Source organism: Xanthomonas sp. 3307 (assembly GCF_014199735.1).
Taxonomy (GTDB): Bacteria; Pseudomonadota; Gammaproteobacteria; order Xanthomonadales; family Xanthomonadaceae; genus Xanthomonas_A; species Xanthomonas_A rydalmerensis.
In genome coordinates, this window is the sequence record NZ_JACHOG010000004.1 from 347,396 (window position 1) to 368,598 (window position 21,203).

General features: G+C 69.2%; 20 protein-coding genes. 7 read left to right on the forward strand and 13 right to left on the reverse strand.

The window, feature by feature from the left end:
- Positions 1-42: 42 nt before the first annotated feature.
- The 3 genes from GGR64_RS12780 to GGR64_RS12790 all read right to left on the reverse strand — a co-directional run bounded on the left by GGR64_RS12780 (position 43) and on the right by GGR64_RS12790 (position 5,139).
- On the reverse strand, positions 43-882 hold the full coding sequence (locus GGR64_RS12780) for an NrdJb (RefSeq protein WP_184646276.1): 840 nt from the start codon (positions 880-882) through the stop codon (positions 43-45).
- Positions 883-969: 87 nt separating this feature from the next.
- Positions 970-1,674, reverse strand: coding sequence for a hypothetical protein (locus GGR64_RS12785; RefSeq protein WP_184646278.1), 705 nt, complete (start codon positions 1,672-1,674; stop codon positions 970-972).
- A gap of 192 nt (positions 1,675-1,866) precedes the next feature.
- Entirely contained in the window at positions 1,867-5,139 is a 3,273-nt protein-coding gene (locus GGR64_RS12790; RefSeq protein ID WP_184646279.1) for an LAGLIDADG family homing endonuclease, read from the reverse strand.
- A gap of 495 nt (positions 5,140-5,634) precedes the next feature.
- Between GGR64_RS12790 and GGR64_RS12795 the strand changes: the two genes are divergently transcribed.
- On the forward strand, positions 5,635-7,071 hold the full coding sequence (locus tag GGR64_RS12795; RefSeq protein ID WP_160970164.1) for a Do family serine endopeptidase: 1,437 nt from the start codon (positions 5,635-5,637) through the stop codon (positions 7,069-7,071).
- 10 nt (positions 7,072-7,081) lie between these two features.
- On the opposite strand, the gene GGR64_RS12800 is transcribed toward GGR64_RS12795, so the two are convergent.
- The gene (locus tag GGR64_RS12800; RefSeq protein WP_184447365.1) at positions 7,082-7,309 is read right to left on the reverse strand and encodes a hypothetical protein; all 228 of its coding nucleotides are present in this window, start codon (positions 7,307-7,309) and stop codon (positions 7,082-7,084) included.
- A 175-nt stretch (positions 7,310-7,484) separates the two neighbouring features.
- On the opposite strand from GGR64_RS12800, the gene GGR64_RS12805 reads away from it, so the two are divergent.
- The 6 genes from GGR64_RS12805 to GGR64_RS12830 all read left to right on the forward strand — a co-directional run bounded on the left by GGR64_RS12805 (position 7,485) and on the right by GGR64_RS12830 (position 12,362).
- Positions 7,485-7,856, forward strand: a complete 372-nt coding sequence (locus GGR64_RS12805; protein ID WP_160970160.1) for a hypothetical protein — start codon at positions 7,485-7,487, stop codon at positions 7,854-7,856.
- 7 nt (positions 7,857-7,863) lie between these two features.
- Positions 7,864-8,340, forward strand: coding sequence for a phage holin family protein (locus GGR64_RS12810; protein WP_184447366.1), 477 nt, complete (start codon positions 7,864-7,866; stop codon positions 8,338-8,340).
- A complete protein-coding gene (locus GGR64_RS12815; protein ID WP_184646281.1) occupies positions 8,337-8,831 on the forward strand; it encodes a hypothetical protein in 495 nt (164 codons plus the stop codon). The genes GGR64_RS12810 and GGR64_RS12815 overlap by 4 nt, the downstream gene beginning before the upstream one ends.
- 174 nt (positions 8,832-9,005) lie before the next feature.
- Positions 9,006-10,118: an AI-2E family transporter gene (locus GGR64_RS12820; protein WP_160971099.1), complete on the forward strand. Its 1,113-nt coding sequence runs from the start codon at positions 9,006-9,008 to the stop codon at positions 10,116-10,118.
- A 110-nt stretch (positions 10,119-10,228) separates the two neighbouring features.
- Complete coding sequence (locus tag GGR64_RS12825; RefSeq protein ID WP_184646283.1) at positions 10,229-10,942, forward strand: HAD family hydrolase; 714 nt, start codon at positions 10,229-10,231, stop codon at positions 10,940-10,942.
- Positions 10,943-10,991: 49 nt separating this feature from the next.
- Complete coding sequence (locus GGR64_RS12830) at positions 10,992-12,362, forward strand: leucyl aminopeptidase family protein (protein WP_184646285.1); 1,371 nt, start codon at positions 10,992-10,994, stop codon at positions 12,360-12,362.
- Positions 12,363-12,857: 495 nt separating this feature from the next.
- On the opposite strand, the gene GGR64_RS12835 is transcribed toward GGR64_RS12830, so the two are convergent.
- The 9 genes from GGR64_RS12835 to GGR64_RS20880 form a co-directional block, all read right to left on the reverse strand.
- On the reverse strand, positions 12,858-14,219 hold the full coding sequence (locus tag GGR64_RS12835) for a VOC family protein (RefSeq protein WP_184646287.1): 1,362 nt from the start codon (positions 14,217-14,219) through the stop codon (positions 12,858-12,860).
- A gap of 928 nt (positions 14,220-15,147) precedes the next feature.
- Positions 15,148-15,738 carry a hypothetical protein gene (locus tag GGR64_RS12840; RefSeq protein ID WP_221236200.1) on the reverse strand — a complete coding sequence of 197 codons (591 nt, stop codon included), beginning with the start codon at positions 15,736-15,738 and terminating at the stop codon, positions 15,148-15,150.
- A 155-nt stretch (positions 15,739-15,893) separates the two neighbouring features.
- Positions 15,894-16,652 carry an HAD family hydrolase gene (locus tag GGR64_RS12845; protein WP_184646373.1) on the reverse strand — a complete coding sequence of 253 codons (759 nt, stop codon included), beginning with the start codon at positions 16,650-16,652 and terminating at the stop codon, positions 15,894-15,896.
- A 199-nt stretch (positions 16,653-16,851) separates the two neighbouring features.
- Positions 16,852-17,229, reverse strand: coding sequence for an EF-hand domain-containing protein (locus GGR64_RS12850; protein ID WP_160970970.1), 378 nt, complete (start codon positions 17,227-17,229; stop codon positions 16,852-16,854).
- Between the two features lie 226 nt (positions 17,230-17,455).
- Positions 17,456-17,845: a hypothetical protein gene (locus GGR64_RS12855; RefSeq protein ID WP_184646289.1), complete on the reverse strand. Its 390-nt coding sequence runs from the start codon at positions 17,843-17,845 to the stop codon at positions 17,456-17,458.
- Positions 17,846-17,924: 79 nt separating this feature from the next.
- Complete coding sequence (locus GGR64_RS12860; RefSeq protein WP_010340161.1) at positions 17,925-18,122, reverse strand: CPXCG motif-containing cysteine-rich protein; 198 nt, start codon at positions 18,120-18,122, stop codon at positions 17,925-17,927.
- A 30-nt stretch (positions 18,123-18,152) separates the two neighbouring features.
- On the reverse strand, positions 18,153-18,932 hold the full coding sequence (locus tag GGR64_RS12865; RefSeq protein WP_260303009.1) for a M15 family metallopeptidase: 780 nt from the start codon (positions 18,930-18,932) through the stop codon (positions 18,153-18,155).
- A gap of 111 nt (positions 18,933-19,043) precedes the next feature.
- Positions 19,044-20,408, reverse strand: a complete 1,365-nt coding sequence (locus GGR64_RS12870; RefSeq protein WP_184646291.1) for an XVIPCD domain-containing protein — start codon at positions 20,406-20,408, stop codon at positions 19,044-19,046.
- 67 nt (positions 20,409-20,475) lie between these two features.
- Positions 20,476-21,027: a lysozyme inhibitor LprI family protein gene (locus tag GGR64_RS20880; RefSeq protein WP_255421571.1), complete on the reverse strand. Its 552-nt coding sequence runs from the start codon at positions 21,025-21,027 to the stop codon at positions 20,476-20,478.
- Between the last annotated feature and the right edge of the window lie 176 nt (positions 21,028-21,203).

The following is a 21,203-nucleotide window of genomic DNA, read 5'->3' on the forward strand; positions in this document are numbered from 1 at the left end:
TGCGGTCATTTTATTTATGGCCGCAAAATTACTGCAATGCACTCACCCACACTTCGAATACCCACAATTCAAACACGTCGCACACCCGTCCATGATGACCAGCGCCTTGGTATTGCACTTGTGGCACATCGTGGCCGACGGCGGGAAACTCGCGCCGTCGCCGGTAACGGCGATGTCCTCTTCGTGGTCGGCGGTGGAGTCGGCCGAAACCTTACCCTCATCCGCCCTGCGGGCACCTTCTCCCGCAGGAGAAGGAACCGCCTTGCTCACTTCACTGTTTTTTTTTGAGCGTTCTTCGTACTGCTTGCGCTTCTCGGCGATCAGCGCGCGCTGGTGGTCGCTCATTTCCGGGTCGTGCAACAAGCCGATCGACTTCATGTGCTCTTCGACGATGCTGCCCAGTTCGGCGACCAGCGACGGCATGTACACGCCGCCGGCCTTGAAGTAGCCGCCCTTGGGGTCGAACACGGCCTTCATCTCGTCGACCAGGAAGGTGACGTCGCCGCCCTTGCGGAACACGGCGGACATGATGCGGGTCAGCGCCACGATCCACTGGAAGTGCTCCATGGACTTGGAGTTGACGAAAATTTCGAACGGGCGGCGCAGTTCGTGCTCGGTGCCGGCGTTGAGCACGATGTCGTTGAGGGTCACGTACATGGCGTGTTCCACCAACGGCGATTTGATCTTGTAGGTGCTGCCGATCAGCACGTCCGGGCGCTCGATGCGCTCGTGCATGTGGATGATGTTGTCGGCAGGCGCTTCGGCCTCGGCGGTGGCACGGTCGATCGACGAGGCGGGCACCGCGGCGGCGGCATCGCGCGCCTTGTCCTCGGGGGTGACGACGGCGTAGCCCTTGATTTTCTGGTCGATCTTGATGGCCATGAGGCGTGCGTTCCTGGAATGCGGATCGGGGCGGGCGTAGGCCCGGCCTCTCTCCCGCGCACGGGAGAGAGGATGCTGCTGGACGGCTTACTTCCGGGCGCGGGTGGCCGCGGCCTTCTTGCCGGCGGCCTTGCGCACGGCGGTCTTCTTCACTGCGGCGCTCTTCTTGGCGACCTTGGTGGTGCTCTTCTTGACCGCCTTGGCGGCCTTGCCCACGGCCTTCTTGGCCACGGCCTTGCGCGCGCCTACGGCCTTCTTCACCGCGCTCTTCTTGGCGACCACCGACTTCTTGGTCACGGCCTTCTTGGCGGCGACCTTCTTGACCGCCTTCTTCGGCGCGGCCTTCTTGGCGGTCACTTTCTTGGCCGGAGCCTTCTTGGCGACGGCCTTTTTCGCAACGGCCTTCTTGGCAGCGGCCTTCTTCGCCGGCGCCTTCTTGGCAGCCGCCTTCTTGGCGGTCCTCTTGCCGCCCTTGGTCAGGGACGCCGCTTCGGCCTGGGCGCTGGCCTTGGCCGCTTCCAGCTTCTTGCGCGCGCTGGCGACGGTCTTCTTGACCGCCTTGCCGGCCTTCTCTGCGCGCTTGGCCACGGCCTTCTCGGCCTGCTTCACCACCTTGCGGGTCTTGGCGACCTGGTCCTGCACGCGCTTCTGCACGTTCTCGGCGGTCTGCTTGACGCTGGCGACGGCTTCGCTGGCGGTGGCGGCGATGGTCTCGCCCATGTTGGTGGCGGTTTCTTTCACGTTCTCGGCGACCTGCGTCAGCGTCGCCGTTACTCCGTTGCCATTGCTCATAAAACCCTCCTCAGGGTGTCAGTGTTTATGTAACGCGGGCGATGCTATACCGATTGCAGCGAAGCGGGGAGCCGGAAACGGCGACACGCGGCGGACGGTGGGGAAGTGTTCGGGAAGGGCGGCGCACCGCCCTTCCGAGGCTCCCACCGCCACCCTCCCCTCCGCCGGCGCGAAAGGGGAAACGGGACGGCGTCAGAACTTGCCGTAATACCCTTCTTTCAGCGCATCGAACAGGTTGGCGGCGGTGTGCATCTCGCCGTCGTATTCGATCTGTTCGTTGCCCTTGACCTCGACCACGCTGCCGTCTTCGAGCTCGAAGCGGTAGGTGGTGTTCTCCAGGTCCGCTTCCTTGACCAGCACGCCCTGGAAGGCGGCCGGATTGAAGCGGAACGTGGTGCAGCCCTTCAGGCCCTGCTGGTGGGCGTAGCGGTAGATGTCCTTGAACTGCTCGTAGGGGTAGTCGGTGGGGACGTTGGCGGTCTTGGAGATGGAGCTGTCCACCCACTTCTGCGCGGCGGCCTGCACGTCCACGTGTTCCTTGGGGTGGATGTCGTCGGCGGCGATGAAGTAGTCCGGCAGTTGCGCGGCGGCGTCCTCGGCGAACGGCATCGCCTTGGGGTTGACCAGGTGGCGGTAGGCCAGCAGCTCGAAGGAGAACACGTCCACCTTCTCCTTGCTCTTCTTGCCCTCGCGGATCACGTTGCGGCTGTAGTGATGGGCGAAGCTCGGCTCGATGCCGTTGGAGGCGTTGTTGGCCAGGCTCAGCGAGATGGTGCCGGTGGGGGCGATGGAGCTGTGGTGGGTGAAGCGCGCGCCCACTTCGGCCAGTTCCTCGACCAGCGCCGGCGCCACCTCGGCGATGCGCTGCATGTAGCGGCTGTACTTGGCGTGCAACAGACGGCCTTCGATGCGCTCACCCACGCGCCAACCGTCGCGTGCCATCTCCGGGCGCTGCCGCAGCATCGCCGCGGTGACCTCGAAGGTCTCCTGCATGATTGGCGCCGGGCCCTTTTCCTTGGCCAGCGACAGCGCGGTCTCCCAGCCGGCCACGGCCATCTCGCGGGCGATGGACTCGGTGAACTCGCACGACTCGGCGCTGCCGTATTTCATGCGCAGCATGGTCATGGTCGAGCCCAGGCCGAGGAAGCCCATGCCGTGCCGGCGCTTGCGCATGATCTCGTCGCGCTGCTGCTGCAGCGGCAGGCCGTTGACCTCGACCACGTTGTCGAGCATGCGGGTGAACACCCGCACCACTTCCTTGTATTCCTCCCAGTCGAAGCGGGCGCGCTCGGTGAACGGCTCGCGCACGAAATTGGTGAGGTTGATCGAGCCGAGCAGGCAGGCGCCGTAGGGCGGCAGTGGTTGCTCGCCGCAATTGTGGGCGTGCAGGCCGTTGCCGTCGAAGGTGTTGATGCCAGGGACCTGCACGTCGTAGACGTCTTCGATGCCATCGGCGGCCACCGACTGCACCGTCGCCACGAAGCGCTCGCGGTTCAACTGGCGACGGTAGCCGGACAGCAGCGCCTTGAGGCGGTTGGCCTTGGCGGTGTCGGCAAAGCCCACCCGCTGGGCGAAGGCATCGAGGTTGTCGCCGCTGACGATCAGTTCGTGCTGCGCCTTGGTGGCGTAGGCACGCGTGCCGCCGTGCCCGTCGGGGAGCAACGCCGTGCCGGCGGGACGCCGGTCGCGGTAGATCTGCGAGGCGATGCCCAGCCGCAGCAGCATGCGCTGTGCTGCCTCCAGCCGCGCCAGGTCGGACTGTGCCAGGCGCACGCTGACGCCCTTCTCCTGGCTGCCCTGCACCGAGCCGTCGGTGTCGAACAGGCCACGCAGGAAGCCGCGGTGGAAATCGCTGGAGGTCTTCTCGACGGCCGGCGTAATCGCCTTGTCGCCCGGACGCAGGCCCAGTTCCAGGGCCAGATCGCGCAATGCGGCCGACTTCAGGCGGTACTCGCCACGGTCGCGCACCTCGCTCCAGCCGGCGAAGTCGGCACGGTGCGGCAGGCTGCGCGCGCAGCGCAGGGCTTCGTCCATCAGCGCCACCGGTGCCAACGGCGCCGCATTGACGGCGGCGGCCTGCGACCAGACAGACAACACGGCGGCTTCCTGCTTGAGCGTGCCGTCGCCCACCAGCATGCCGAGCAGAAACCCTTCCTCGTAGCTGCGCGCGCCGCCCCACTCCGCACCGGCACGGTGATTGTTGAGCAGCACCCGGTCACCTGCGACCAGTTGGTCCGCCTGGCACCATTCGGTGTCCAGCGACCAACGGGTCTGGCGCACCACGCGCCGCACGCGGTGATCCTCGGTCAGGCGCAGTGCGTAACCTTCCTGCGTCTGCAGTCGCACCACCTGCTTGTGCGCGGTCTTGAAGAAGCCCTCCGCGCCGGTGGCATGGTCGGCACCATCCACCCGCGCCAGGAACTGCGTTCCCAGCAGATCGGCGACCTGACGCGGCCCCTGGGCGGTCTGCACCCAGGTATCGGCAGTCACGCACGGATTGGTCGCGCGGATGGTCTCGCACCACCAGTTGTTGTTCATTTCGTTGACGCGGTCGATCAGGATGAAACCCGGCTCGGCGTAGTCGTAGGTGGAAACCATGATCATGTCCCACAGGTGGCGGGCGCGGATGTGCCCGTACACCTTGCACGCGACCAGGCCGTCGTCGCGCACGATGTAGTCCTTGTGCGTGGGCCAGTCGCGCCAGACCACGGCACTGGCGTCGGCCAGGTCGACGTCGGCCTCTTCCTTGCGGTTCACCGGGAACACGAGCGGCCAGTCGGCGTCCTGCTCCACCGCCTGCATGAAGCCGTCGGTGATCAGCAGCGACAGGTTGAACTGGCGCAGGCGCCCGTCCTCGCGCTTGGCGCGGATGAAGTCCTTCACGTCCGGGTGGGACACGTCGAAGGTGCCCATCTGCGCGCCACGGCGGCCGCCGGCCGAGGACACGGTGAAGCACATCTTGTCGAAGATATCCATGAACGACATCGGCCCGGAGGTGTAGGCGCCGGCGCCGGCCACGAACGCACCGCGCGGGCGCAGCGTGCTGAACTCGTAGCCGATGCCGCAGCCGGCCTTGAGGGTCAGGCCGGCCTCGTGGACCTTCTCCAGGATGCCGTCCATCGAGTCGGTGATGGTGCCCGACACGGTGCAGTTGATCGTGCTGGTGGCCGGCTTGTGTTCCTGCGCACCGGCATTGGAAGTGATGCGCCCGGCCGGGATCGCGCCGCGGCGCAGCGCCCAGGCGAAACGCTCGAACCAGTAGGTGCGCTGCTCCTCGCCGGCCTCGGCGTCGGCCAGCGCACGGGCCACGCGCAGGTAGGTGCCGTCGATGTCGGCATCCAGCGGCTCGCCCTGCTTGGTCTTGAGCCGATACTTCTTGTCCCAGATGTCCTGCGACGCCGGCTGCATCGGGATGGGGTCGTGCTTGGATCCGGTCTGGACGACTTCCAGGCGCACCGTACTCATTCTGCTGTGTTCTCCTCGAACCTGTCCCGATGGGGCGGATGGGTGGTCATCCGCCGTGTGTCTTGTCTATATCGCACTTGCGCTGCACGGCAGAGACGGCCGCGGCAGCGCACGCGGCGGCTGCCCTCGACCGATCGAAATTCCCCGAATCCGCGACCTTCCCTGTCACCGTCCCGTCATGCACCGCCGAACGCGCCACCGGATGTGAAATCCTGGTGAAGAAAACCCTACGTCTAGTGCCGTACCGACGCGATACCGCTACATGTAGTGGCTATTGCACGCGTGAACGCTAACCCCGGGCAGGCCGACTGTCAACGTCGTCGCGCGCCGATCACATGCCGTCAAGCTGCTGTGCACGCGGAGCGCCGGCCTGGCCTTGCGCGGACCGCGCTGGTGCGCTTTCACTGGCGGTTAAACGCCGCGCGTTCATCTTGATTTACGCGCACGCGCGCCCATCTGGCCCCACGTCTCCCGCGTCCCCCGGAAAACCCACCCATGCGACCGCTGCCTACGCTGCTGACCCTGACCGCCGCCGCTGCCTTCGGCGGTTTCGCCGCCACCGCGATCAATGCGCAACTGGACAACCGCGCCGAGGCCGCGCCGGTCGCGGCGGCACCGCCACTGTCCGGGGCCGCGCGCCTGCCGTCGGCGGTGGCCGGCGAGCCGCTGCCGTCGCTGGCGCCGATGCTGCAGAAGGTGATGCCCGCGGTGGTGAGCATCAACACCAAGCAGGTCGTGCGGGTGCGCAATCCGTTCTTCAACGATCCGATCCTGCGCCGCCTGTTCCCGGACATCCCGCAGGAGCGCATCAACGAGTCGCTGGGTTCGGGCGTGATCATCGATGCGAAGAACGGCTACGTGCTGACCAACCACCACGTGGTGGAGAACGCCGACGACGTGCAGGTGACCCTGGCCGACGGGCGCAGCTTCAAGGCCGAGTTCATGGGCTCGGACGCGGACACGGACATCGCGCTGATCCGGATCAAGGCCGACAACCTCACCGAGATCCGCCTGGGCGACAGCGACAAGCTGCGCGTGGGCGATTTCGTCGCCGCCATCGGCAACCCGTTCGGATTCACCCAGACCGTCACCTCCGGCATCGTCTCGGCGATGGGCCGCAACGGCATCCGCGGCCTGGGCTACCAGAACTTCATCCAGACCGACGCCTCGATCAACCCGGGCAACTCCGGCGGCGCGCTGGTGGACCTGCGCGGCGAACTGGTCGGCATCAACACCGCCAGCTTCAACCCGCAAGGCAGCATGGCCGGCAACATCGGCCTGGGCCTGGCGATCCCGTCGAACCTGGCGCGCGCGGTGGTCGACCAGTTGATCAAGAACAACGGGGTGATGATCCGCGGCACCTTCGGCATCGAGACGCAGAACCTGACCACGCAGATGGCGCAGGGCCTGGGCCTGTCGGCACCGCGCGGCGCGCTGGTGACGCGGGTGCTGGCCGGGTCGGCGGCCGCCGCCGCCGGGCTGCAGCCGGGCGATGTGATCACCGGCGCCAACGGCGAGCGCCTGGACAGCGCCGAGGCGCTGCACAACTACGAGGGCTTGCAGCCGGTCGGCAGCACCGTGACCCTGGACGTGCGCCGAGACGGCAAGCCGCTGCAGCTCAAGGCCACGCTCAAGGAACAGCCGCGCGCAATCAGCGGCGAGTCGCTGGATCCGCGGCTGAGCGGCGCCACCTTCACCGACCTGCCCGAATCGCTGCGCCAGTCCGGCATTTCCGGCGTGCTGATCGGCAACGTGGCGCGCGGCAGCCGCGCGGCGCGCAACGGCCTGGCCGGCGGCGACATCGTGGTGGCCGCCTCGGTCGGCGAGTTCGCCGACCTGGCCAGCTACCGCGCCAACTTCGCGCGCAAGCCGGCACAGCTGGTGCTGCGCGTGGTGCGCGGCGGCGCGCAGGCCGACCTGGTCATGCAGTGAGCCGCGGCGCTCAGGCCAGGCGCGCGGCGTAGTCGTCGCGCACGTGCTGGTTGAGATAGGTAGTGAGGCCGCGCCCGGCCGCGGCCAGGCGCTGCATCTCCACGACGTGGAGCAGGCCGGGATGATGGCCGTCGTAGCGGTAGGTGGCGCCGTCGGCGAAGCGCAGCACGATCCAGTCCGGACCGCTGTCGTAGGCGACCACTCCCGCGTGGCCGCTCCGATTGCCGTAGGCGTGCATCGCGATTCCTCCGGGACTTGGCCGCTCGCCGGCGAGCGCCGACACTATGGCGCATCGCCTGCGGCGGCGAGCTAACACCCCGTACACCCCGCCGATGGTATTTGTGTCGCCCCCGTTCTGCGCAGCGTCCGCATTGGCGGACGGCAGGCCCCCAAACCCCAGAGGAGACATGCCCATGAATGCCAGCCCGACCAATACCGAGAACCTCAAGGACAACCTGAGCGAAGCCGGTTCGCACCTGAAGTCCGCGGCCAGCTACGCCGGCGAGGCGATCAAGGGCGCTGCCGGTGCCGCCGGCGAGGAACTGAAGCTGGGCAAGGCCAACGTCAAGGCCGAGCTGTCCGACAGCGCCCTGTCCGGGCTGGCGGCCGCCGAGTTCGGCGGCGCGGCGGCGAAGGAGCAGGTGGACGTGCTGCTGGACAAGGGCCGCGACCTGATCGACAGCGCCGCCGAGCTGATCCGCGAGCGCCCGCTGGCCTCGTTCGGCGTGGCCTTCGCCACCGGCTGGATCATCGCCAAGCTGGCGCGCAGCGGCGGCGACAAGTAAGCCGCGCGTGAGCGAAGAGCAGGCCCGCGCCGACGGCGCCGCGGCAGACGCCGCGGCGGCACCGTCGTTGGAGGAATCCTTCCGCGCGTTCGGCGCCGCCGGGCGCGAAGGACTCAACGCCACCCTGGACACCGGCCGCGCGTTGCGCAAGCTGGTGGCCGCGGATCTGGCCCTGGCCCGCGCCGCACTGGCGCGGGCGCTGGTGTGGCTGACCGTGTCGGTGGCGTTCGGCGCCTCGGCGTGGATGTTGCTGATGGGCGCGATGATCGCCCTGCTGCAGCGCATGGGCTGGTCGTGGCTGGCGTCGATCTCGGCGACCGCCGCCTTCAGCCTGGTGGTCACCGCGCTCGGTGCGTGGCAGGCGCTGCGCTACTTCGACATGAGCAAGCTCGACGCCACCCGCCGCCAGCTGGCCAAGCTGGGCATCGGCGGCGACGACGAGGACGGCGACGAGGATGTCGCCAAGCGCGAGGCCAGGTCATGACCCTGCGGCAATTGCAGCACCGCATCGCCCGCGCCGAATCGGTGCTGGAAGGACGCCAGGAGCAGGTGCGCACGCATTGGGCGACCCTGGAGCAGGTCTGGCGCGAAGGCTGGACGCCGTGGCGGATCGTGATCGTCGGTCTGGGCACCGGCTTCCTGGTCGGGCGCGCCGAACCGGCCGCCGTGGTCGGCAAGCTCGGCGGCGCACGCTGGCTGCAGATGCTCAGCGCCGTCTCCAGCCTGATCAATGCGACGACGGCCAAGAGCGCATCGGATAACGCCGAACGCGCCTCCGACGATGCCGAGGAGGCCGCAGACACCGCGCAGGACGCGGCCGTGGACGCCGCCACCCAGGCACCGCCCCCCGCAGCACCCGTTCCCCCGCCCGCTGCCCGCCCGCAGCCGCCGCGGCCGCCGATGGCCTCGCGCCCCGGGCAGCCCGCCGCCGCCGAAGCGGCCACCGATCTGTCCGAGCGTCAGGGCCGGCCCTGAGTTTCCCGCGGATGCGCGCGGGTGATGGCATTCGGCCGCCACGCCGCACGCACGCGGCGGCCACGCGGCCTTGATATCGCGCCGGCCACGATCCGGCCTACACTTCGTTTCCTTTTCGACGCCGTTCGGCGCGTGCCCTGCCGCGCGCGCCGAGGCCACTGCATCGCAGGTCCGATGAGTACAGTTCCCGATCCCGCGGCCGTCGCCGACGACGCGCCGCACGGCGCCCTGCCGCCGCCGCCCGCCCCGCGCCCGCGCGGACCGGTCTCGCTGGTGGTCCTGGCGACGCTGGCGGTCTGCTACACGCTGTGGGCGGCGCAGGACGTGATCCTGCCGATTCTGCTCTCCGCCTTCTTCGCCCTGGTCGGCAATCCGATCCTGCGTGTGCTGCAACGGCTGTATCTGCCGCGCTTCCTGGCCGCGCTGCTGGTGCTGCTGTCGGGCATGGCGGTGGCGACGACACTGACCGTGCAACTGGCCGGGCCCGCCGCCGAGTGGGCGCAGCAGGCGCCGGCGCAGCTGCGCCACCTCGCCACCCAGGTGCGCGACCTGACCAAGCCGATGCAGCAGGCCAACCAGGCCGCGGAGAACTTCGCCCGCGCCGCCGGCGGCGAGAGCGGGCGCCGCGTGCAGGTGATCCGCACGCAGATGGACGACCCCTACAAGGCGCTGGTGCGAACCCCGCGGCTGGCCGCCTCGGCGCTGGCGGTGGTGCTGCTGACGTTCTTCTTCATGGTGTTCGGCGAGAACCTGCAACGCCACGCGATCGCGTTGCTGCCCAGTCGCCAGCAACAGAAGTTCACCACCGAGATCCTGCGCTCGATCGAACGCGAGGTCTCGCGCTACGTGCTGACCATCACCGTGATCAATACGCTGGTCGGCCTGGTCTTCGCCGGCATCCTGATCCTGCTGGGCATCGCGCCGCAGGAAGCGCTGCTGTGGGGCACGGTGGTGGCGCTGCTGAACTTCGCGCCATACGTGGGGCCGCTGATCGGCGCGATACTGATGCTGCTGATGGGCTTCGTCGCCTTCCGCGATCCGCTGAGCGCGTCGCTGCCGGCGATCCTGTACCTGGGCCTGCACACCCTGGAAGGCCAGGTGGTGACGCCGATCGTGCTCGGCCGGCGCATGGCGATCTCGCCGCTGATGCTGATCCTGGCGCTGATGCTGTTCGGCTGGCTGTGGGGCATGATCGGCCTGCTGCTGGCGGTGCCGCTGCTGGTGTGCATCAAGATGGTGCTGGCGCGGGTGGAGGGCATGCAGCGCTGGGCGCGGTTGCTGGAGTGAGGCGGGGATTGGGGAGTCGGGATTGGGGATTAGCGCAAGCGCGCGTGCTGTCTACCGGGCGTGGGGCGCAGGGGTATCAGCGCTTGGCGTAAAATGCGCCGGTGACTTCCATGCCCTCCTTCCCCGTCCGCGCGATCACGCTGGATCTGGACGACACGCTATGGCCGTTCGCGCCGATCGGCGCGCGCATCGAACAGGTGCTGCACGACTGGCTGCTGCAGCATAGTCCGGCCACCGCCGCGCGCTTCCCGGTCGCGGCGATGCGGCAGTTGCGCGAAGAGGTGTTCGCCGCGCATCCGCACCTGCATCACGACCTCAGCGAACTGCGCCGGCTGACCCTGCGCCGCGCGCTGCACGAGAGCGGCGCCGACCCGGCCTTGCTGGAACCGGCATACGCGGTGTTCCATGCCGCGCGCAACCAGGTGGAGTGCTATCCGGACAGCATCGCCGCGCTGGAGCGCATCGCCGCGCGCGTGCCGGTGGTGGCGCTGAGCAACGGCAATGCCGACCTGGCCACGATCGGCCTGGACCGGCATTTCGCCTTCCAGCTCAGCGCCCGCGAGCACGGCGCGGCCAAGCCCGACCCGGGCATCTTCCGCGCCGCCTGCGCGCGCCTGGGCCTGCCCTGCGCGCAGGTGCTGCACGTGGGCGACCACATCGAGATCGACGTGGTCGGTGCGATGCAGGCCGGCCTGCGCGGTTGCTGGATCAACCGCGAGGCGCAGGCCTGGCATCCGCCGATCCCGCCCGACCTGCACTTCGACACCCTCACCGGCCTGGCCGACTGGCTGGACGCGACCCAGCCGGCCTTCGCGCGCGCCTGACCCGCGCGTACTGGCCCGCCGGCCACCTCTCTCTTCCAAGGATCCGCTGATGTCCCTGCCGACCGGCTTCACCGACGCCTCTTCCCACGCGCTGCCGCTGTACGTGCTCGACCGCGAACACCTGGCCGAATGGCGCGCGGCACAATCGCCGGCCTGGGTGGCGTGGATGGACACCCAGCAATTCATGGCCACACCGGGCAGCGTGTTGCTGCTGCCGGGCGCCGACGGCGTGGCCGCTGCGGTGCTGGGCGTCGGCGATCGCGGCGATGCCTATGCCTATGCGCATGCGCCGTACGCGCTGCCGGCCGGCAGCACCTGGCGGTTGGAGACTGCGCTGGACACCGATGCGCTGGCGGCGCTGCACCTGGGCTGGGGCCTGGGCAGCTACCGCTTCGCCCGCTACAAACAACCGGCGCGGCTGCCGGCGCAGTTGCTGGCCACGCCGCAGGCGGAAGTGCGCGATCTGATCGCCGCCAGCCTGCGCGTGCGCGACTGGGTCAACACGCCGACCGAGCACATGGGGCCGGAGCAACTGGAAGACGCCGCGCGCGCGATCGCGCAGGAACACGGCGCGCAGTTCGAGAGCATCATCGGCGACGCGCTGCTGGAGCAGAACTTCCCGGCGATCCACGCGGTCGGCCGCGCCTCGCACCGCGCGCCGCGGCTGCTGGTGCTGCGCTGGGGCGAAGAAGCGCATCCGCACGTGGCGCTGGTCGGCAAGGGCGTGTGCTTCGACACCGGCGGCCTGGACCTGAAGCCGGCCGACGGCATGCGCAACATGAAGAAGGACATGGGCGGCGCCGCGCACGCGCTGGCGCTGGCCGGGCTGGTGATGGCGCAGCGCCTGCCGCTGCGGCTGACCGTGCTGCTGCCGTCGGTGGAGAACGCGGTCGGCCCGAACGCGTTCCGCCCCGGCGAGGTCATCGCCACCCGCCAGGGCACCAGCGTGGAGATCGACAACACCGACGCCGAAGGCCGCCTGGTGCTGTGCGATGCGCTGGCCTATGCCAGCGAGCAGCGCCCCGACGCGATCCTGGATTTCGCAACGTTAACCGGCGCCGCGCGCATCGCCCTGGGCCCGGACCTGCCGGCGCTGTTCAGCAACGACGACACGCTGGCGCAGGCCTGGATCGCCGCCGGCGAGCGCACCCGCGACCCGGTCTGGCGCATGCCGCTGTGGCGTCCTTACCTGCGCTACCTCACCAGTTCGGTCGCCGACCTGGCCAATGCCGGCTCGCGCATGGCCGGCGCGGTCACCGCCGCCCTGTACCTGGAGCGCTTCGTACCGGCACGGCAGGCGTGGGCGCACCTGGACGTGTACGCCTGGAACGACAGCGACCGCCCCGGCCGCCCGGCTGGCGGCGAGGCGCTGGCGCTGCGCTCGGCGTACGCCATGCTGAAGGCGCGTTACGCGGGGTAAGCCGGGTTCGATGGGCTGCGCGGCCAAGGGTCGCGCGCAAGCAGACGCTGCGCCGGTGGCTAGGCGGTATCGCGCGGTGCACGGCTTGGCATGCATCGCGTGCAGGAGCCGCTTCGGCCGCGATGCGCGGTGGTGCGAGCATGTTTGTCTTCGGATGCCGTCGGGACTGAAGTCCCTCCCACATTGCACCCGCCACACCGACCGTGGCCCTGTAGGAGCGGCTTCAGCCGCGACACGCGGTGCTGCGAGCATTGGCCGACTTCGGATGCAGTCGGGACTGAAGTCACTCCCACAATGCACCCGCCGCGCCGACCGTCCTCTCGTGGGACGGCTTCAGCCGCGACGCGCGGTGGCGTGAGCACTACCGTCTTCGGACACCGTCGGGACTGAAGTCACTCTCACGGTGCACCGCCACAATCGGTCGTGTGCCTGTAGGGACACGACGATGGGAAACCGCTGTTGCGATTCCCCAATCCCCATTTCCCAATCCCCGCTTCAACCCGCCAGCGCCTGCAGCGAATCACGTTCGATACCGGCGTAGATGGCGAACTCGTCGTGCACCGTCGCGCCCAGCGCCTGTTCGAACGCGGCGCGGTTGGCGTGGGCGGCGTACGCGCGCTGCTCGCCGCCGCCGAGATTGGACTGGAAGATGCCCGCGGCGCTGACCGGCAGGAAATCCTCGTAGACGATCGGGTCGGCGCTGGCCAGGCCGTCGGCGATCAGCGCTTCGGCCGGCTTGCCGGCCAGGGCGGCGGCGCCGGCGGCGCGACCGGCGTCGGTGAGCGCGTAGCGGAAATAGCCCAGCCCCTCGCGGCGCAGGGTGGCGTAGTCGTCGGGGAAATCGGCGAAGGCGGCCTGCAGGCGCGTGGCGTAGTCGGCACCGGCGCTGCCCTCGGCCGCGCGGGCGCGCTCCAGCAGCGCGTCGTACAGCGCGCGGCCCTTCGGCGTCAGGGCCAGGCCGCGCTGTTCGATCTCGCCGAACCGCGCGGTGTGGGTGCCGGCCTCGGCGCCGTCCGCGCCTGCGGGGAAGCGCACGGTTTCCTCCAGCGCCTTGAAGCTCGTCTGGCGCAGCAGGATCGGGCAGGCGCGGCGCGGCGGACCTTCGATCACCGCCTTGGCGTCGATGCCCCGGCGCAGCATCTCCGCCTGCGCCGCGTCGATGTCCAGGGTGCGCGGGGTCAGGTGGTTGATGTGTGGGCCGTGGAAGCTGACCACGTCGGCGATCAGCTTGTGCGCCTCGCTCAGCGCACGGTAGGTCGGCAGGTTCACGGTCGCGTCGCTGTGCCAGCGGAAGGTCTCCAGCGCCTCGGCGACGAAGCGCTGCGCGTCGGCCTCGGCCAGGCCACCGTCGCGTTCGCACTGCGCGATCAGTTCAAGGGCGCCGTCGGTGAAGATGCGCCGCTCGGCGAGGATCTGCGCGGCCTGTTCGCGCAGCGCCGGGTCCTCGATCAGTTCCAGGCGCAGCAGCGAGGTGAACACGCGGAACGGGTTGCGCGCCAGCGCCGCCGCATCCAGCGGGCGGAATGCGGTGGAGTGCACCGGCACGCCAGCCACCGACAGGTCGTAGTAGCCCACCGGCGCCATGCCCATCACCGCGAACAGGCGGCGCAGCGTGGCCAGTTCCTCGGCGGTGCCGACGCGGATCGCGCCATGCCGCTCCTGGTCCAGGCGCGCGCGTTCGTCGTTGCGCTGCAGCTGCGCCTCCAGCGCCGGGTCAGCGGCCAGGGTCTGCGCATTGACCTGCGCCACCAGTTCCATCAGCGTGCCGTACAGCGGCACCTCGGTGCGGTACATGTCGGACATGGCCTGCGCGAACAGGCTGCGGATAGCGTCGGGCGAAACGAAGGCGTTGGTCATCGGGCGGTCCGGAGCGGCAATGGCGCCGGCAGCAGGACCGGCAGAACGCCTATTCTCGCGCCGCGGCGGCGGCGCGGCCAGTGTGGATGAATGGGCGGCGGCGCATACCGGTACGGCACGGGAATGGCCGGCACCGCTATCTCCTTCTCCCGCCGGGAGAAGCTGCCCCGCAGGGGCGGATGAGGGGACGGGCGCAGCCTCGTGCACCCACACTGCGTGAGGCGCTGCGCGCCCGACCCTCACCCCAACCCCTCTCCCGGGGGGAGAGGGGCTTGAGCATCAGCAATTCTTTATGCGCGCGGACAGCACCGCTGTCTCCTTCTCCCGCCGGGAGAAGCTGCCCCGCAGGGACGGATGAGGGGACGGGCGTAGCCTCGTGCTCCCACACTGCGTGAGGTGCTGCGCGCCCGACCCTCACCCCAACCCCTCTCCCGGAGGGAGAGGGACTTGAGCATCAGCGATTCTTTATGCGCGCGGACGACACCGCTATCTCCTCTCCCGCCGGGAGAAGGTGCCCCGCAGGGGCGGATGAGGGGACGGGCGCAGCCTCGTGCACCCGAACTGCGTGAGGCGCTGCGCGCCCGACCCTCACCCCAACCCCTCTCCCGGAGGGAGAGGGGCTTGAGCATCAGCGATTCTTTATGCGCGCGGACGATACCGCTATCTCCTCTCCCGCCGGGAGAAGGTGCCCCACAGGGGCGGATGAGGGGACGGGCGCAGCCTCGTGCACCCAAACTGCGTGAGGTGCTGCGCGCCCGACCCTCACCCCAACCCCTCTCCCGGAGGGAGAGGGGCTAGGCCTCCGGTTGGCGTTGGAGCGCGCCGCTGGTGAAGCCTGCATCCTCACTCGCCGCGCGTGGCAGTGCAGGGATGCGCACGACGTGGACGTGAGTCCAGACGGCGGCGGTGCCGTCGCACTGCCGTGGGCCTATTGCGAACGCGTAGCCCCGTCCTGGGGCTGCGCCGCGGCCCGGTCGCGTGCGGCGCGGTCGCCCAGTTGCCGGCGCAACAGCGCATCCAGCACGATCGGGCGGTCCCAGTGGTCGTAGCTGGCGACAATGGCGTGGCGCAGCGTGCGGTAGGCCAGTGAGCCGGGCGGCGCGTCCAGTCCCGTCGCCACCGCCGCCCAGCCGGCCGGCGCGCCGGCGGCCGTGCGTGCGCGCACCACCTCGCGGTACGGCCGCCCCGCGGCCTTGGCCAGAAACGCGGCGACATAGACATCGCGCGGCGGCCAGTGGCGCTCGCGCAGCAGGACCTCGGCATAGCCGTGCGGCATCTGCGCGTAGCGCGCGACCTCGTCGAGGAAGCTGTCGGGGTAGCGCGCGGCGTAGCGGTCGATGTCCAGCAACTGGCGATCGATCCAGGCATCGTCGGTGCCGGGCACCTCCACCGGGGCGGCGTCCGTGGCGTCGGCAGTAGCTGCGCGCGCGGGCACCGCCGCATCCTGCGCCAGGGCCGAACCGGCAGCGCACAGCGCGGCGCACACGAGCAGACCGGCAGGAGACGGAAATAGGCGCATGGGTCGATTCTGCCGGAGGCAACGGGAACTGTCAGCGCGGTGAGCAAGGAGAACAGCCGGCGAGTGCGTGCACTGCGGCCTCGGCGGTGTCGCGGCTGAAGCCGCTCTTGCGAAACAAACCCAGGCCGGGCACATCGGCACCCTTGGCGATTCGCTCAACCCCGCAGCAGGCTCGCCGCATGCCGGTTGAGATCCGCCACCGCCTGCGGCCAGTCCGCGGCCGCGGCCACTTCGCGCAGGCGCGGTTCGTCGGCGGACAGGCCGTGCTCGGCCTCGTGCGCCCAGGTGGTGGTGTACGGCGTGTGGATGCCCCAGCCGCCGAGCGCGATCACCGGCTCCACGTCCGAACGCAGCGAGTTGCCGATCATCACGAAGCGCTCGGCACCGATGCCGAATTCGGACAGCACCTTGGCGTAGGTCTTCGGATCCTTCTCCGACACCACCTCGATGCGCGGGAACAGGTCGCCCAGGCCGGATTGTTCGATCTTGGCTTCCTGGTGGAACAGGTCGCCCTTGGTGATCAGCACGATCTCGAACTCGGCGGCGATCGCCGCCACCGCCTCGCGCACACCGGCGATCACCTCCACCGGATGCTGCAGGGTGGAGCGGCCGATCTCGACGATGCGCTGCAGATCGCGCGCGGCGATGCGGGCGTCGGTCAGTTCGATCGCCGCCTCGATCATCGACAGGGTCATGCCCTTCGCGCCATAACCGAACACCGCCAGGTTGCGGCGCTCCACTGCCAGCAGATGCTGCAGGGTGCGTGCGTCCTGCAGGTCCAGATACTGGCCGAGAATGGCTTCAAACGCGGCTTCGGCGTCGCGGTAGTAGTCCTCGCTCTTCCACAAGGTGTCGTCGCCGTCGAAACCGACCAGGGCGATGGGTGAAGCGCGCAAAGCAGTGGGCGTCGGCATCATCGGCCAATCATAACAGCGCGTCCCGACCGCAGCCGACACGCTGCTCCACCGCACAACGCACGACGGCGGCCATGGGCCGCCGTCGTGATGGAGCGTCTGGCTGCAACGACGCTCGGGTGATGCACCAGAGGTTCGGTCCCGGCGAGGCGGTTGCGTCCTCATCGCCACGCAACCGCCAATGCCGGTACCGCTCCCGTTACTGGCCGCCGTTGCTGTCGCTGCCGGTCGCCGCGCCGCCCTGCTGCTTGGCGACGTAGGCCTTGTACTCGTCCGGCGTCAGCTTGCCGTCATGGTCGGCGTCGGCCTGCGCGAAGATCTGGCTGAGGCCGGCGTTGACCTGCGCCTCCTGCTTGCTGATGGCGCCGTCCTTGTCGGCGTCGACGTCGGCCCAGGTCTGGCCGCCGCCCGAGGCCGCGCCGGCCTGCCCACTCTGGCCGGTGGCGCTGGTCGACGACTGCGTCTGCGCCTGCGCGGCGGCATCGGCCTGCGCGTCCTGGGCGAACGCCGGCAGGGCCAGTGCGGCGGCGAGAATGGCGGCGGTACCGATCAGCGGGGTGCGGGTGCGAATGTTCATGGGTGGATTCTCCTTGGCTCTCTCGGTGTGACATGTCCGGTCGATTCCGGAACACGGCGCTACCGTGCCCGTCTCAGACTGAATCCATTCCCTGTCGAAAATTGCCGCAAAACGGATCGTTAACCACGGCGCCGACGCAGCGCGCTACCGCACTAGTTAGGGATTGGTGAGCGCGTGGTAAGGCGTCCATTCGAGACGTTTGGATTGCAGAAAGAAAACGTCTGTTTCAGCGTGTTTCGTGACCGCCGTCGCCGACGTTTTCGCTTGAACGCGCCCTGAATACGATCCACGCCAGGGCCACGCCGGACAGCGCGCCGGCCACTTCCAGCACCACGCGCGAGCCCAGTTCGTCCGGATCGTGGATGGTGGACAGGGCGATGCGCGCGTACAGAGGCGACTCCAGGCGCACGATGCTGGTGTAGAACAGGTTCCAGCAGTCGATGCCGGCCGACACCGCCACCGCGATCAGGCAGGCGCCGCCCAGTTGCTGGCCCTCGGACCAGCCCAGCCGCCGGCCCAGCCACTGCCACAGCGCATACACCAGGAAGCCGACCGCCAATGCGATCAGCCCGGCTTCCAGCGAGCCCAGCAGGCCGAAATGCAGCGGCAGGTTCATCGGGATTCCTTGGTCGGCAGGGACGCAAGTCTAGAGCGTGTCGCGCCCCGGCGTGCGATGCGCCAAGCCGGCGCGCAGATCAACTGGCGTTTTCGGCGATCGCGCTCACCACTGGCGCACCGTCCTCGTCCCAGCGCACCGTCATCAGCATCGGCTTGCAGCACACCTGGCAGTCCTCGACGTACTGCTGCACGTCCACCGACGGATCCAGCGCGACATCGATCCATTCGCCGCAGTAAGGGCATTGCAGGTCGACGAACTGGTGCGTGCCGGTCATGGGGGGGTCCGTGGCGAGGGTGGCGTGCCGCTAGCGCACCGGCACGTCGAAGGCGACGCCGGGGCTGGGCTCGGGCTGGAAGGTGTAGTGCCACCATTCCATCGGATAGTTGACGAAGCCGCGTGCGGCCATCGCCTTCAACAGTTGCTGACGGTGCGCGCGCTGGGTGGCGTCGATGGCCGGCGTGTCGGTGTGTGCGCTGGGGTCGAAGAAATCGAAGCCGGTGCCCATGTCCAGCGCGCGGCAAGCGCCCTGGCGGCAGTCCAGCAAGCCCAGGTCGACGGTGGCGCCGCGGCTGTGGCCGGAGTGCTCGGCGATGTAGTCGCCCAGCAACACGCTTTTTTCCAGCTTGGGGTAGTAGCGCGCCTTGGCGACCTGATCCTGCGGATCGCGCGCCCAGGCGACGAAGGCGCGCACCGATCGCTGCGGCCGATAGCAGTCGAACACCTGCAGGCGGTAGCCCTTGGCCTGCAGGTCGTGTTGCACCTGCGCCAAGGCCTTCGCAACCGGTGCCAGCAGATAGCACTTGGGCGCGTCGTAACCCGGCACCGGGCGGCCAGTGAAGTTGTCGTGGCCGGCATAGCGAATGTCCATCGCGATGTCCGGCGCCAGCGCATGCACGTCCACCAGTCCTGCCTGTGCCGGCGTGGTCGCCGGCGAGGTGGTCGGTTCCGCGGCGAGCGCGACGGGCGCGACGACGAGGGCGAGCGCCAGGCCTACCGCGCGCAGTGCGCCATGCCGGCGCCAGGGGCGCGAGGCACAGCGGTGGCGGGAGCGGCGGTCATGCGGCATGTGCGCAGCATAGGCCATGGCCGTCGCCGCTGTCCTGCCACAACACGCAGCCTTCGATGCACGTTCCGCGAACCACGCGATGCACGGCGGCCACCGGCGCATGCCGATGACCGCCCTGCACAGCGCGCGTCAGCGTCCGGGCGCCTGCGCCTGGGCCTGGGTGCGCTGCTGGTCCTGCACCTGCCGCTCCTGGGCCTGGCGCTGGGTCTCGGCGGCCAGTTGCTGCTGGCTCTGCTCCAGCGGCACGGTCGCCGCCTGCTGGCGATCGACATAGGCGCGATGCACGTCGTGCGCGTTCTCCGGGTTGCGCTGCACCGCGATCATGCCGCGGCCATCGGTACTGGCGACCAGGTCGTCGATGCGCGACATGCCGCTGACCTTGGCCTCGAACGCCAACTGCCCGGCCGCACGCTGCATGGACTCGCGGTCGCCGTAGCCACCGTTGGGGCCCTGCTTTTCCAGCTGCGCGACCGCCTGGTCGAACAGCGGGCTGTCGCGCCGCAACTGCTCCACGCCCTGCTGCCGCTGCACGCTGCGGTCGATCGCGGCCAGCGTCTCCGGGCCGGCCTTGCCGTCCACGCCCTTCAGGTGCTGGTCCTGCTGGAACTTCTCCACCGCCGCTTCGGTCTTGGGGCCGTAGGTGCCGATCGCATCCTTGGCCTCCAGGTAGCCGAGCGTGGCCAGCTTTTCCTGCAGGCCCTTCACCGCCTCGCCCTGCGCATTGCGCGCGAGCACGCCGCCATGCGCGGCCGGCTCGCGCTGGCCGTCGTGCGGCTTCGGCGCCGCGTGCCCGTCGCGCTGCTCGCCAGGCTTGGCGACGGTCTTGCCGAGGTCGGCCAGCTTGAGCAGGTCGGCCTTCTCGTTCTCGGCGCGGTTCTCCAGCGAATCCAGGGTCTTCTGCTTGTGCACGCGCGGGAACAGCTCCTTGACGTGCTCGGCCTTGTAGTCCTGCACCGCGCTGACGATCTCCTTGTCGGAAATCTTCGACAGGTCGGCCTGCTTGCCGAACTTTTCTTCCATCGCACGCAGGAACACGCCGGAGCCGCCCGGCTTCTTGTCGCTGCCGGGGCCGTACTGGACCGCGGTGCTCCACATCGCGTCCTGCACCGCGGGGCCGCGGTCGGACAGGTCCATGCCCTTGTCCTTGAGCCGGTCGACCAGTTTGTCGAAGTGGGTGCGCTTGATGTAGTCGTGCTGTTCCTGGCCGAAGCCGGGGTCGGTCTTGGCCAGGTCCTTCCACTTGGCGCTGAACGCGTCCGAACCCGGCTTGAGGCCGGCGAAGTCGTCGCTGTACTTGCTGTCCTTGACGAAGGCGGCGACGGTGCCGCCGTTGATGACCTTGCCCTCACGGGTCGTCGTCTGCGAGGTCATCTGGTACGAGCCGTAGGACACGCCGCCGGGGTCGTCGACGCCGGAGGACACGGTCGACGCGCCGCGGCCGCCGGTCTCGTAATGCTTGGAAGTCTGGCCCAGTTCCCAATCCTTGTCGCTCATCGCTATCTCCTTGGCTGGACGCGCGGCGTGGAAAACGCCGCGCGTCGGGGTTCAATACAGGGGTGAATCAGTGCGCTTCGAGTTCGTCGGCGCGGCGCGCGGTCATTTCCAAGCGGCACTCGGCCGCATCCACACGCTCGGCCTGGCCACCGTCCGGATCGGCGACGCACTTCTCGTCGCGCTCGGCGATCCACTTGCGCTGCCGCTCGCGCAGCGCGTGCTGCTCGGTCTCGCCGAGCTTGGCCATCGCCGCCTTGTAGGCGGTGTTGAGGCGCTGGTCCTGGTAGGCATGTTCGTCGGAAATGCACTGCAGCATCGCCGGGGTGGCGCCGCCGGCGGCGGTGATGCAGGTGTCGTAGGACGGTCGCAACACGGGGGAATCTCCTGAAGCGGTGGAAGGGTTGGGCGCCGCAGCGGATGCGGCCGGCGTGGCCGTGCCCACATCGGCCTGGGTGCCGGCATCGTGGGGGGCAGCAGGGGATGCCGCGGTAGCGGCGTCCGCAGCCGGAGCGGCCGGTGCCTGCGCCTGGCTGGGCGTGGAGGACGGCGCACTGCAGGCGGCAGTGGCCACGCACAGCAGCAGCAGGGAAGAGCGTTGGAAAGCCTTGGCGATGGCCATGGTCGGATTGCGTCCTTGTCGTTAGCGCGAGCGGAAAGGCGAGGTTCTAAGCGATCATTGCGCACGCTGTCCATCGCACGCCGCGATGGTGGGTGATCGCGTTGGGCTGGCGTTGGGCAATGTCGCGTCGGCGCATGTACGGCAGTGGCCGCCGCCATCGCCATGCACGACCACCG